Raw genomic sequence first — 12,077 nt, 5'->3', positions numbered from 1 at the left:
CCCGTCCATGGCGCAGACCGCGAAGATCCTTGACGGCAAGGCCGCCGCCGCCGCCATCAAGTCTGAGCTGACTGAGCGTGTCGCTGCCCTGAAGGCCCGCGGCGTAACTCCGGGCATTGCCACTGTGCTCGTAGGTGCGGACCCTGCCTCGCAGCTTTACGTGTCCATGAAGCACAAGCAGTCTGTGGAGATCGGGATGAACTCGATCCAGCGTGAGCTTCCGGCGGACGCCACCCAGGCCCAGGTTGAGGCCCTCATCGACGAACTCAATGCGGACCCCGCCTGCCACGGTTACATCGTGCAGCTGCCGCTGCCCAAGCACCTGGACACCGACGCCATCCTCGAGCGGATCGACCCCGCCAAGGATGCCGACGGCCTGCACCCGACCAACCTGGGCCGGCTGGTGCTCAACGTCAACGGAGAGATCACCTCGCCGCTGCCGTGCACACCCCGCGGCGTCATCGAGCTCCTGGAGCGCAACGGCTACAGCCTCGCCGGAAAGCACGTTGTGGTGGTCGGCCGCGGCGTCACGATCGGCCGCTCGATCGGCCTGCTGCTCACCCGGCGGGCCGTGAACGCCACCGTGACGCTGACGCACACCGGCACCAGGAACCTCTCGGAGCTGCTGCGGCAGGCGGACGTGATTGTAGGCGCGGCGGGTGCCAAGCACATCGTCAAGCCTGCGGACGTAAAGCCGGGCGCGGCCGTGCTCGACGTCGGTGTCACCCGTGAAACCGACCCCGAGACGGGCAAGAGCAAGGTCCACGGCGACATCGATCCCGGCGTTGCCGATGTAGCCGGCTGGATTTCGCCGAACCCCGGCGGCGTGGGTCCCATGACCGTGGCGCTGCTCATGACCAACGTGGTCGAAGCAGCGGAACGCCAATTGGCAGCGGGAAGCGTCTCCGGCGTCGCCTGATTTTGCTCCCCACCACCGTGTAGGGCGCCTACTCCCGCGGGAGTAGGTGCCCTACATCGTTAACCCGACGACGCCGGCGCCCTCCGCGGCTAGGCTCGGAGCATGCAGCGGCGTTTCCAGGGTCCTCCCACGAGTTTCATCGTGATCGCGGTCGCCCTGATCCAGGTCCTGGGGACCGTCTTTTCGGCGAGCCATCAGGCCGCCCTGCGCCCCTTGGACCCGCTCGCCTTTATGCTGCTGTTGGCCGGCCCCGCGGCCTTGGCTTTCCGGACCCGCAGGCCCGCAATCATGCTGCCAATCACTATCGCGGCCACGTCCATCTACCTGCTCCTCGGTTACGCCTGGGGTCCGATTGTGCTCTCCTTGGCTCTCTCGATCATCCTGACCGCTGCCGCGGGGCTCCGCTGGCAGGCCTGGCTTGGGGCCGGGATTTGCGCCGCCGCCCTCGTTCTGATGGCCGTCCTCGCCGGGGATGAGACAGGGCTTGTCCGGGCCTCTGCCGGGGTTGCCTGGGCGGCGATCCTTGTCCTGATCGGTGAAGGCTTCCGACGGCGGGGCGAACGGATGGCCGAATACCGGCGACGGCGGGAGGCTGCGAAACAGGCCGAACGAGACGAATACCGCCTCACGCTCGCCCGGGACATCCACGATGTTGTGGCCCACTCCCTGTCGATGATCAACGTCCAGGCTTCCGTGGCGCTCCATCTGGGAACGAACGATCCCGAGAAGCTCCGCCCGGCGCTGGAAGCCATCAAGGCAGCGAGCAAGGAATCCCTGGCCGAAGTCCGTCAGCTCCTGGGTGTCTTGCGCGACGACGCCCCGCTGAGTCCCGCGGCGCCGCCAAGTCTGGGGCGGATCCCGGAACTCGTGGAGGACGCGCGGCGCGGCGGCCTGCAGCTGCGGTTCGAGAACTCCGTAGACCCTGGACGGGTGGACCCGGAACACCTTGGCCCGGAACACCTTGGCCCAGCGCAGCAGGAAGCCGCCTACCGGATCGTCCAGGAAGCGCTGAGCAACGTCCGCAGGCACTCAGGCGCGGCGTCCGCCGTCGTACTTCTCGAATTGTCGGGGAACGCGCTGAGGGTGAGGATCGACGACGACGGCGGAGGCCTCCGGGGAGCGCCCGCAGGGAATGGACTGAGGGGCATGCGGGAGCGCGTTGAGGCCCTGGGCGGCACGCTTGGCCTGATGCCGCTGGAGCCGGGGCTGCGCGTGGAAGCGAACCTCCCGCTGAACCCCGAGCAAGGAGGACACGCGCGATGATCCGCTTGCTGTTAGCCGACGACCAGAACCTTATCCGGGCTGGATTCCGGGCACTCCTGGACGCTGAACCGGATATGGAAGTGGTAGCGGAAGCGGGTACGGGCCGCGATGCCGTCAGGCTGGCCGAGCGTGAGGCACCCGACGTCGTGCTCATGGACATTCGCATGCCGGATGGCGACGGACTGGCCGCAACACGGCAAATCCTGGCCAACCCCCGCCTCGCGCACACCCGCATCATCATCCTCACCACGTTTGAGCTGGACGAATACATCGCCGAGGCCGTGCGCGCGGGTGCCGCCGGCTTCCTCGTCAAGGACACCGAACCGGAGGAACTGATCCGCGCCGTGCGGGTAGTCCACGACGGCGACGCGCTCCTTTCGCCGTCCGTGACACGCCGCATCATGGCCCAGCTCGCCCTGCACAGCAAGGCGGCGTCGAAGACAGTACCCCTGGACCACATCACCGAGCGCGAACGGGAAGTCCTGGCGCTGGTAGGCGAGGGGCTGAACAACGCAGAGATCGCCGAGCGGCTGTTCATCACCCCGCTGACAGCGAAGACGCACGTTTCGCGGATCATGACCAAACTGTTGGTCCGGGACCGTGCGCAATTGGTGGTGCTGGCGTACGAATCCGGCTTGGTCCGGCCGGGCTGGAGCAGCTAGCCCCTACTCGCTGTCTCCCGGGGGAGTAGGCGGAAGTCCGCAAGTGACTCCCGGTGGCCGACGCGTTTCGATGGGCCAAAAACCAGACTGGAACCAGAGCCGAGATACGGCCTGTTGAGAGTTTGGACTGGACATGTTGACATCACTGAGCACCACCATCGGCGCGGCGGCCGCGCAGCTTCCCGCCGACGTCGTCCATGGACCGGGGGACGGATTCGTCTTCTGGCCGTTTTTCCTCCTGATCCCGCTGTTTTGGTTCCTGGTCATCGGATTCTTCATCTTCTTCGGCCGGCGGATGTGGCGCCGGAACCACTACTGGGCAGCAACCCAGGGCGCCGAAAGCGTGCTGAGGGAGCGCTACGCGCGGGGCGAAATCGACGAGACCGAGTACCGCCAGCGCTTGGAAGTGCTGCGGGCACATCCGACGAAGTGAGGAACCGACGGATTCTGCTGGATCATTCGTCTGGATAAACCATCAGGCCTTGGAATCACGCGGTTCCAAGGCCTGAGGTGCGGAATGATCCAGCAGAATGTCGCGCGAGGGCCCCAGGAGGTTATTCCAGAAAATTGCGGAATACCTCTTTCACGTATTCCTTGGCTCTACTAGTCTGCTGGGGTGCACAATGAAGCCACCCGCCCTTTCTCCACGTCAGCCAGCTTCCAGATGAACCCACCCGCAGTCATCACAGCCGAAAACCTCACCAAGAGCTACGGCGAGCTCATCGCCGTCGACGGTATCTCGTTCGAGGTTCCGGCGGGGGAGTCCTTCGGCCTGCTTGGGCCGAACGGCGCCGGCAAATCGACCACCATGAAAATGATCGGCGGAGTCTCCCAGCGCACGTCCGGGAAGCTCAGCATCATGGGCCTGGACCCGGAAACCCATGGGCCGGAAGTCCGTGCGCACCTCGGGGTGGTGCCGCAGCAGGACAACCTGGACGAGGAACTGAAGGTCCGCGAAAACCTGATTGTCTATGGCCGCTACTTCGGCCTGCCCTTGAGCTATTTGCGTCCCAAGGCCGACGAACTGCTCGAGTTCGCCCAACTGACAGACAAAGCCAAGTCCAGGGTCGATGCCCTCTCGGGCGGCATGAAACGGCGTCTGACGATTGCGCGCTCGCTCATCAACGAGCCCAAGATCCTGCTCCTGGACGAACCGACTACGGGACTGGACCCGCAGGCCCGCCACATCCTTTGGGACCGGCTGTTCAGGCTCAAGGAACAAGGCGTCACGCTGATCCTCACCACGCACTACATGGACGAGGCCGAGCAGCTTTGTGACCGGCTGATCGTGGTGGACAAGGGCAGGATCATGGCCGAAGGCTCGCCGGCCAGCCTGATCCGCGAGTATTCCACGCGCGAGGTGCTGGAACTCCGCTTCGGTTCGGAACGCAACGCCACCATTGGCGTCGAACTCGCGGGCATCGGCGAACGCGTCGAGACGCTTCCGGACCGGGTGCTCATCTACGCGAACGACGGCGAATCGGCCCTGGAGCAAGTCTCCGCACGTCGGCTCCGTCCCCTGACCTCGCTCGTGCGGCGTTCTTCGCTCGAGGACGTCTTCCTCCGGCTGACCGGGCGGAGCCTCGTTGATTAGCGCCCACTCGCCTGCCGTTTCGGCCACCCGGGCGAAGCGCTGGGGATCCTTCTTCTACGCCGAGCAGGTCCTGCGTGTGATGCGCGGCTACGGCTGGTCCGTCTTCCTGTACAGCGTGGGGCAGCCGGTGGCCTATTTGTTCGCCATGGGCATCGGGCTGGCGAGCCTGGTGGATGCGAACAGCGCCGCGGTGTTCGGTGGCGTGAACTACTTGACCTTCATTGCGCCGGCACTGTTGGTCTCATCCGCGGTCATGACGGCGTCGGGGGACTTTTCGTACCCGATCATGGACGGCTTCAAATGGCGCCGCGTGTTCTATGGCCCGCACGCCTCCCCGCTCGTACCGCAGCAGATCGCCGCGGGCCACATCATGGCCAGTGCCTTGAAGTTCCTCGTGCAATCAGTGGTGTACTTCGCCATCGTGGCCATGTTCGGTGCCTCGCCGAGTCCGTGGGGCTGGGTGTCGGCGATAGTTGCCACGGTGGCCGGTTTGTCCTTCGGGTTGCCGCTCATGGCCTATGCCTCGAGCATCACCAAAGACTCCGGCCAGTTCGCGTTGGTGCAGCGATTCATCGTGGTGCCGCTGTTCCTGTTTTCGGGCACCTTCTTCCCGCTGGACTCGCTGCCGCTTGGAGTGCGCTGGATCGGTTGGATCTCCCCGGTGTGGCACGGAACTCAGCTGGGCCGCGTCTTCACCTATGGACTCGAGGAGAATCCCTTGTTGACCCTGACCCACATCGTGTTCCTTGTGGGCGCAGCCGCTGCAGGTTGGACGCTGACGCGGCGCCAGTTCGTCAGGAGGATGGGGGCATGAGCGTTCTTACCGGAGGCCATAGCGCCACTGACGCTGCCCGTGAACGTACCTTCGGCCCGCTGTACTCCCGCAACGCGCTTGCTGTTGTATCCCGGGGCCTCATGGCAGCGAAAAGCAGCACCTGGTTGATCCTTGTATCCGGGTTCTTCGAGCCGGTGCTGTACCTGATTTCCATGGGCGTGGGACTCGGCCCGATTGTGGGTACCGTGGCGGGACCGGGCGGCCAGGAAATCAGTTATGCGGCCTACATCGCGCCCGCGCTCCTGGCCGTGTCCGCCATGAACGGCGCCGTCTATGACTCCACCTGGAACGTCTTCTTCAAGATGAACTTCGCCAAGCTGTACCAGGGAATGCTCTACACCTCCCTTGGACCATTGGACGTAGCCATCGGGGAGATCTTCCTGGCCCTGCTGCGCGGACTCCTGTATGCCACGGGGTTCACGGCCGTCATGGCAGTCATGGGACTCATCACCACGCCATGGGCCATCCTTGTCATCCCGGCCTCAGTACTGATCGCTTTTGGCTTTGCGAGTTTCGGCATGGGCATCACCAGCTTCATGAAGACTTTCCAACAGATGGACTGGATCAACTTCTTCATGCTGCCCATGTTCCTTTTCAGCGCCACCTTCTACCCGCTGAGCGTCTATCCGCAATACATCCAGTGGCTCATCCAAGCGATGCCGTTGTGGCACGGCGTGGAACTCCTGCGGCAGATCAGCATTGGTTCCTTCAGCCCGGCCACGGCAGTCCATATCGCCTACTACCTCGTGATGATCGCCCTCGGCATCACGCTCACTACCGGAAGGTTGCGCAAGCTCTTCCTGAAATAGCCGGGCAGGCTGTTCGCCGGGGGTGGAAGCGAGCGGTTCGCCGCGCGGAGTTTGCGACAATGGGTGCATGCGATCCCTCGGCGACTCCCCGTCATCTGTCCCCTCGTCCGCTTCCGCCAAGAGCCCGTTCAAGGGCTTCCGCATCGGTGGACTGGGCATGACGGTGGTGCTCATAGCTTTCCTGGTGGCCGTGATCTTCGCGGCCAACCAGAACGACGTCGTCGGCTGGATCGTTGCTGTTGTCTCCTTCGGCTGGCTCGCGCTCGCCGCTTTCGTGGTCTTCAGCATCCAGAAGGCCGCCAAGCGGGCCGGTGAAAAACTGACTGAAGCCCAGAACGCCTTCAACGCGGCAACCGGCCGGGCGCCGTCGTCGTCGAGCGCCGACCACGGTGGCACACGGGTGGTCTCGGAACGGAACGAAGCGGATGAAATCCGGGACCTCAAACTGGACCACTCTTTCAAGATTGTCCAGGTGCAAGTACGCGTGGTGGAGGACGAACGCGCCAAGGGCGACGCCGCCGATCAGGACACCATCGCTCGTGCCTTGGAGACCATCGCCATCACGTCGAGCAATGCCCGGGACATGATCAAGTCCTCCGGCGGCGGAGACGAGCCCGTCTCGGGCACCATCATCGACTAGAGTAGGCGGGGTGAGCTCGGCATTGAAGAAGGACTTCCTTCGCATCGCAACGGTCAACGTCAACGGCATTCGCGCCGCCTACAAGAAGGGCATGGCGGAGTGGCTGGAACCGCGCGACGTCGACATCCTGTGTCTGCAGGAAGTCCGCGCGCCCGATGAGGTGGTTCAGCAACTCATCGGCGAAGGCTGGTACATTCTGCACGCCGAAGCCGAGGCAAAGGGACGCGCCGGCGTTGCGATTGCCTCCCGGCAGGAACCCGTTGCCACCCGCGTGGGTATCGGCGACGACTACTTCGCCACCACTGGGCGCTGGGTCGAGGCAGATTACGTCGTTCGGGACGGCGGCGGCAAGGACGCTACCCTGACGGTCGTCAGCGCTTACGTGCACTCCGGCGAAGTGGACACGCCCAAGCAGGTGGACAAGTACCGCTTCCTGGACGTCATGACCACGAGGCTTCCGGAACTTGCCAAGCACAGTGAGCATGCCCTGGTAGTCGGCGACCTCAACGTGGGCCACACCGAGCTCGACATCAAGAATTGGAAGGGAAACACCAAGCGTGCCGGTTTCCTTCCTGAGGAGCGCGCGTACTTCGACCGCTTCTTCGGCGACGAGATCGGATGGAGGGATGTCCACAGGGGCCTGGCAGGAAATGTCGATGGCCCCTACACCTGGTGGTCCCAGCGCGGTAAGGCCTTTGACACTGACACAGGCTGGCGCATCGACTACCACATGGCCACTCCTGGACTCGCGGCAGCCGCACTTTCGGCCGTCGTTGACCGGGCGCCGTCGTGGGACACCCGTTTCTCCGACCACGCACCGCTGGTAGTCGACTACCAGCTCTAAGCTTTCGAAAGTTTTCCTCATGACCAGTTCCACCACGACAGAACCCGCTGCAGCTGCAGCCAAGGCAACATCCACCAAACTGGCCGCCGGGGCAAAGCACCGCGTGCTGTCCGGCATGCAGCCCTCCGCTGACTCCCTCCACCTGGGCAACTACCTCGGTGCCTTGGTCAACTGGGTCCGCATGCAGGACGAGTATGACGCCATCTTCTTCATCCCGGATCTGCATGCCATTACGGTGCCGCAGGATCCCGCTGAGCTGGCCCGCCGGACACGTGTCACCGCTGCGCAGTACATCGCCGGCGGCGTAGACGTGGACAAGTGCACCCTGTTCGTCCAGTCCCAGGTTCCTGAGCACGCCCAGCTGGCGTGGGTCCTGGGCTGCATCACCGGCTTCGGCGAGGCCTCGCGCATGATCCAGTTCAAGGACAAGTCGCTGCAGCACGGTTCCGACCACGCGAGCGTCGGGCTCTTCACGTACCCGATCCTGCAGGCCGCCGACATCCTGCTGTACCAGCCACACGGGGTACCCGTAGGCGAAGACCAGCGGCAGCACATTGAACTCAGCCGCGACCTCGCCCAGCGTTTCAACAGCCGCTACGGCGAGACGTTCCAGGTGCCGCAGGCCTTCATCCAGAAGGAAACGGCCAAGATCTACGATCTCCAGAACCCCACGGCCAAGATGTCCAAGTCCGCGGAGTCGCCGGCCGGCCTGATCAACCTGCTGGATGACCCGAAGATCACGGCCAAACGCATTAAGTCGGCAGTCACGGACACCGAGACGGAAATCCGTTTCGACCGTGAGGCAAAGCCCGGGGTGTCCAACCTGCTGAGCATCTACTCGTCCATCAGCGGCCAGCCCGTGGAGAAGATCGTAGCGGACTACGAAGGCAAGATGTACGGCCACCTGAAGGTCGACCTCGCTGAACTCGTTGCAGCCCATCTCGGCCCGATCCGCGACCGCGCCAACGAGTTGCTGGCCGATCCGGCCGAGCTCGACCGGCTCCTCGCCCAAGGGGCGGACAAAGCCCGCGAGATCGCCTCGGCCACTCTGGCCGACGTCTACGCCAAGGTGGGCTTCCTGCCTTACGGCGGAGCACAAGGAATCCGCTAAAGCCATGTGCGCAGCTGGCAAGCTCAGCGTCCAGGTCGGCTCCCTTTCAAGGGGAGCCGGCCGGGCCACTGATGCCCGCCTGGACACGGGCGCACACCAGTCTGGCAGCGCGTGCGGGGACAGCCTCTGCGTGGGGGTCATCCTGGGTTTCCCTCAGGAAGTCGCCCAGGAACTCCAGAAATGGCGCGCTTCCTTCGGTGATCCCATGGCGGACGTGATCCCGGCCCACATCACCCTCGTGACCACCACGCCTGCCCAGGACTGGGAAGCCACCCTCGAGCATGTTCGCGACATCGCCCGTCGACAGACACCGTTCAAGATCACGATTTCCGGCACGGGCTCCTTCCGGCCGGTATCCCCGGTGGTGTTCCTGAAGGTCGAAGACGGTTTCGAGGAGTGTGTGGGCCTGCACGAACAACTGCAGACCGGCCCCCTGGAACGCGATCTTCCTTTCCCCTACCACCCGCACGTGACGGTAGCCCACGACGTCGCTCCCGAAAGCTTGGACGAGGCCGAAACGGTGCTCAAGAACTACAGCGCCACCTTCCCTGTGGTTAGCATGGGACTTTACGAGCACGACGACAACGGCATTTGGCAGCTACGGGAAGAGCTCGACTTTGGCGGCGACGCAGACCAATCACGGAAAAGCACAGCACAACGACCGGCAGCAGGCGGAGAGGCCACCACTGCCGACTGAAGGGGCGCAGCTGAAGCTGCAGCTCATTCACCGTCAGGTCGAATGGGGCAAAGCCCGGCGCTCAGGCAATAGAGGCGCCACAATACCGGCGTTCATCAACCTGGCCCTCGCCCGGCTGAGCAACTTCCGGCCGATGCGCGCCTTCAACCTCTACAACCTGCGCCATGGTCCGCTGTTGAGCGCCGGCATAGGCTTCACCATGTTCTTCTCAATCACAGGCCTGCTGGCCACGGGATTCGCCGTGACCGGCTTGGTCCTCAACGGGCAGCCCCAACTGGTTGATTCAATCGTCTCGAGCGTGGCCACGGCGGCCCCGGGACTCCTGAAAACCAGCGGAGGCAACGGCCTGGTGGACCCGCATGATCTCCTGAATCCCACGGGCCTCGGCTGGACGGCTGCCATCGCCGCCGTCGTCACGGTATTTACCGCGCTCGGCTGGATCGCGGGGATCCGGGAGGGTCTTCGCGGAGTCTCCGGGCTGGAGCCCGTGCAAGAGAACCCACTGCTCATGAAAGCCCGCGACGCCGGTACCCTCCTGCTGCTCGGCGCAGCCTTGGTGGTCAGCGCCGGTGTTTCGCTGGTGTTCGGGACAGCGGCCGGATGGATCATCGAACGGCTCGGGTTGTCCGACGCCGTGGCCGGCCCCGTCACCTGGCTCGTTCGCACTGCCGTTCCACTGGTCCTCAACTGGGCGACGGCGGTCATCATGTTCCGCTTTGCAGGCCGCCTGAAACTTCGCCGCCAAGCGTTCCTGGAAGGAACAGTGCTGGCCGGTATCGGGACCACCATCCTCCAGATCTTCAGCACGGAGTTGCTGGCGAATGCCGGACGGAATCCCATCCTGGCCTCATTCGCCATCATCATCGGGCTTCTCGTCTGGTTCAACCTGGTCAGCCAGGTCTATTTGATCTCCGCGGCTTGGGCGGCCATCAGGGAAGCGGACACGGGCGCCCACGAGCATCCCAAGCCGGCCCTCGGATCACGGCACCCTTCGCCCCATTCTTTCCCGGCGAAAGCATTCCCTGAGAAAGCCAAGTAAGGCCTAGTCGCCGAAGTACTGCCCGGCCCAGGCCGAGATGATCCCTGCAACCCGGGCGGCTTGTCCTTTGCCTGTCAACAGGTGGTCGCTGCCTTCGAGCGAAATGAAGCTGCGCGGGTGCCGTGCCGTTTGGAAGATCTCGCTGGCATTGTCGATGCCCACAGTGTTGTCTGTGGGGGAGTGAAGCACCAGGAGAGGTCGGTGCAGGGTACGGATGCAGTCCCTGAGGTCGGCCTGCTCCACGTCTTCCACAAAGTGCCGGCGAACCTCCATGCGCCTGCCGCCCAGGTTGACCTCTGCGCTGCCTTCGCTGAGAATCGTGCTGACTTCGGCGTCGAACATGTGCTCCACGTGCCTGGGCTCGTACGGGGCGCCGACAGTCGCAACGGCCCGAACCTCGGGGAGGCTGAGGGCGGCAGCCAACACAGCCGCCCCGCCGAAGGAGTGGCCCACGAGCAGGGAGATTTCCTTGCCATCGGCACGCATGAACTCGGCAGCGCGGATGGTGTCTGCCACTTTCACGCTGAACGATCCTGCGGACCATTCGCCGGCGGAGTCGCCCAGTCCAAGGTTGTCGAAGCGAAGCATACCGACGCCGAGATCCGCCAAGCCCTTGCAGATACGCGAGGCGGACGGGCTGTCCTTGCCGAGGGTCAAACCATGGGAGAACACACCCCAGCCCCGGACCGGGCCCTCAGGAACGTCCACGATCCCTGCCAAGAGATCTCCGGTGCTGCCTTCGAAGCTGATCTTCACGGATTTGGACACCCTGTCTGCCTTTCGTTTTGCGGGTTGCCCGGATTTCCCGAGCGACTCTTAAACAACGACGACGGCGGACCCCGCCAAGGGGACGCCGTCGTCGTCGTAATCTAAATTTTGGACTAGATCTTGCGTGCCAGGATGGCCTGCTTGACCTCGGCGATGGCCTGGGTCACCTGGATGCCACGCGGGCAAGCCTCCGAGCAGTTGAAGGTGGTGCGGCAGCGCCACACGCCTTCCTTGTCGTTGAGGATTTCCAAGCGCATGTCACCGGCATCGTCGCGGGAATCGAAGATGAAGCGGTGCGCGTTCACGATGGCGGCCGGGCCGAAGTACTGACCGTCCGTCCAGAACACCGGGCAGGACGACGTGCAGGCAGCGCACAGGATGCACTTGGTGGTGTCGTCGAACCGTTCACGGTCCTCGACCGACTGCAGGCGTTCCTTGGTGGGCTCGTGGCCCTTGTTGATCAGGAACGGCATGACCTCGCGGAAGGACTGGAAGAACGGCTCCATGTCCACGATCAGGTCCTTCTCCACCGGGAGGCCCTTGATCGGCTCAACGGTGATGGGCTTGGAGGTGTCCAGGTCCTTCAGCAGGGTCTTGCATGCGAGGCGGTTTCGGCCGTTGATGCGCATGGCGTCGGAGCCACAAACGCCGTGTGCACAGGAACGGCGGAAGGACAGCGAGCCATCGATTTCCCACTTGATCTTGTGCAGGGCGTCCAGCACGCGGTCGGTGCCGTACATCGTCAGCTGGTGGTCTTCCCATACGGGCTCTTCCGAGACCTCGGGGTTGTAGCGTCGCACTCGCAGCGTGATGTTGAAGGTGGGAATTTCCCCGCCTCCACCAATGTGCGCGGGCAGCTCGATCTTGGATGCTGGCTCAGCAAGTTCAGCAGACAT

Annotated in this window: 14 protein-coding genes; 12 read left to right on the top strand and 2 right to left on the bottom strand. The window is 64.0% G+C overall.

Annotated features, from left to right (window positions below):
- Positions 1-7 precede the first annotated feature (7 nt).
- From ABD742_RS16680 to ABD742_RS16625, 12 genes are all read left to right on the top strand, one after another.
- On the top strand, positions 8-919 hold the full coding sequence (locus ABD742_RS16680) for a bifunctional methylenetetrahydrofolate dehydrogenase/methenyltetrahydrofolate cyclohydrolase (RefSeq protein WP_234751254.1): 912 nt from the start codon (positions 8-10) through the stop codon (positions 917-919).
- Positions 920-1,021: 102 nt separating this feature from the next.
- Positions 1,022-2,182, top strand: a complete 1,161-nt coding sequence (locus ABD742_RS16675) for a sensor histidine kinase (protein WP_234751255.1) — start codon at positions 1,022-1,024, stop codon at positions 2,180-2,182.
- Entirely contained in the window at positions 2,179-2,844 is a 666-nt protein-coding gene (locus ABD742_RS16670) for a response regulator transcription factor (protein WP_234751256.1), read from the top strand. Before ABD742_RS16675 ends, ABD742_RS16670 begins: the two co-directional genes overlap by 4 nt.
- 133 nt (positions 2,845-2,977) lie before the next feature.
- A complete protein-coding gene (locus ABD742_RS16665; RefSeq protein WP_059388001.1) occupies positions 2,978-3,277 on the top strand; it encodes an SHOCT domain-containing protein in 300 nt (99 codons plus the stop codon).
- A 231-nt stretch (positions 3,278-3,508) separates the two neighbouring features.
- On the top strand, positions 3,509-4,438 hold the full coding sequence (locus ABD742_RS16660; RefSeq protein WP_234751341.1) for an ABC transporter ATP-binding protein: 930 nt from the start codon (positions 3,509-3,511) through the stop codon (positions 4,436-4,438).
- Complete coding sequence (locus ABD742_RS16655; protein WP_234751258.1) at positions 4,431-5,252, top strand: ABC transporter permease; 822 nt, start codon at positions 4,431-4,433, stop codon at positions 5,250-5,252. The genes ABD742_RS16660 and ABD742_RS16655 overlap by 8 nt, the downstream gene beginning before the upstream one ends.
- Positions 5,249-6,082: an ABC transporter permease gene (locus tag ABD742_RS16650; protein ID WP_234751259.1), complete on the top strand. Its 834-nt coding sequence runs from the start codon at positions 5,249-5,251 to the stop codon at positions 6,080-6,082. The genes ABD742_RS16655 and ABD742_RS16650 overlap by 4 nt, the downstream gene beginning before the upstream one ends.
- Before the next feature lie 67 nt (positions 6,083-6,149).
- A complete protein-coding gene (locus ABD742_RS16645) occupies positions 6,150-6,722 on the top strand; it encodes a hypothetical protein (RefSeq protein ID WP_234751261.1) in 573 nt (190 codons plus the stop codon).
- Between the two features lie 10 nt (positions 6,723-6,732).
- The gene (locus tag ABD742_RS16640; RefSeq protein WP_234751262.1) at positions 6,733-7,566 is read left to right on the top strand and encodes an exodeoxyribonuclease III; all 834 of its coding nucleotides are present in this window, start codon (positions 6,733-6,735) and stop codon (positions 7,564-7,566) included.
- A gap of 19 nt (positions 7,567-7,585) precedes the next feature.
- Positions 7,586-8,677 carry a tryptophan--tRNA ligase gene (gene trpS, locus ABD742_RS16635; protein WP_234751264.1) on the top strand — a complete coding sequence of 364 codons (1,092 nt, stop codon included), beginning with the start codon at positions 7,586-7,588 and terminating at the stop codon, positions 8,675-8,677.
- Between the two features lie 4 nt (positions 8,678-8,681).
- Positions 8,682-9,374: a 2'-5' RNA ligase family protein gene (locus ABD742_RS16630; protein ID WP_234751266.1), complete on the top strand. Its 693-nt coding sequence runs from the start codon at positions 8,682-8,684 to the stop codon at positions 9,372-9,374.
- Positions 9,295-10,413: a YihY/virulence factor BrkB family protein gene (locus ABD742_RS16625; protein ID WP_268819148.1), complete on the top strand. Its 1,119-nt coding sequence runs from the start codon at positions 9,295-9,297 to the stop codon at positions 10,411-10,413. Before ABD742_RS16630 ends, ABD742_RS16625 begins: the two co-directional genes overlap by 80 nt.
- Before the next feature lie 3 nt (positions 10,414-10,416).
- Here ABD742_RS16625 and ABD742_RS16620 read toward each other — a convergent pair whose 3' ends face one another.
- Both ABD742_RS16620 and ABD742_RS16615 read right to left on the bottom strand, forming a co-directional pair.
- The gene (locus tag ABD742_RS16620) at positions 10,417-11,181 is read right to left on the bottom strand and encodes an alpha/beta hydrolase family protein (protein WP_234751268.1); all 765 of its coding nucleotides are present in this window, start codon (positions 11,179-11,181) and stop codon (positions 10,417-10,419) included.
- Positions 11,182-11,294: 113 nt separating this feature from the next.
- Entirely contained in the window at positions 11,295-12,077 is a 783-nt protein-coding gene (locus tag ABD742_RS16615) for a succinate dehydrogenase iron-sulfur subunit (protein ID WP_078105990.1), read from the bottom strand.

Origin of the sequence: Arthrobacter ramosus (genome assembly GCF_039535095.1) — a bacterium.
GTDB lineage: Bacteria > Actinomycetota > Actinomycetes > Actinomycetales > Micrococcaceae > Arthrobacter > Arthrobacter ramosus.
Note: the sequence above shows the minus strand (reverse complement) of the source record. Positions and strands in the feature narration are given on the sequence as shown.

Excerpts from the sequence above, each read along its gene's own strand:
- ABD742_RS16650 (WP_234751259.1), top strand. The coding sequence starts at position 5,249 with ATGAGCGTTCTTACCGGAGGCCATAGCGCCACTGACGCTGCCCGTGAA.
- ABD742_RS16675 (WP_234751255.1), top strand. The coding sequence starts at position 1,022 with ATGCAGCGGCGTTTCCAGGGTCCTCCCACGAGTTTCATCGTGATCGCG.
- ABD742_RS16645 (WP_234751261.1), top strand. The coding sequence starts at position 6,150 with ATGCGATCCCTCGGCGACTCCCCGTCATCTGTCCCCTCGTCCGCTTCC.
- ABD742_RS16670 (WP_234751256.1), top strand. The coding sequence starts at position 2,179 with ATGATCCGCTTGCTGTTAGCCGACGACCAGAACCTTATCCGGGCTGGA.
- ABD742_RS16665 (WP_059388001.1), top strand. The coding sequence starts at position 2,978 with ATGTTGACATCACTGAGCACCACCATCGGCGCGGCGGCCGCGCAGCTT.
- trpS (WP_234751264.1), top strand. The coding sequence starts at position 7,586 with ATGACCAGTTCCACCACGACAGAACCCGCTGCAGCTGCAGCCAAGGCA.
- ABD742_RS16615 (WP_078105990.1), bottom strand. The coding sequence starts at position 12,077 with ATGTCTGCTGAACTTGCTGAGCCAGCATCCAAGATCGAGCTGCCCGCG.
- ABD742_RS16630 (WP_234751266.1), top strand. The coding sequence starts at position 8,682 with ATGTGCGCAGCTGGCAAGCTCAGCGTCCAGGTCGGCTCCCTTTCAAGG.
- ABD742_RS16680 (WP_234751254.1), top strand. The coding sequence starts at position 8 with ATGGCGCAGACCGCGAAGATCCTTGACGGCAAGGCCGCCGCCGCCGCC.
- ABD742_RS16660 (WP_234751341.1), top strand. The coding sequence starts at position 3,509 with ATGAACCCACCCGCAGTCATCACAGCCGAAAACCTCACCAAGAGCTAC.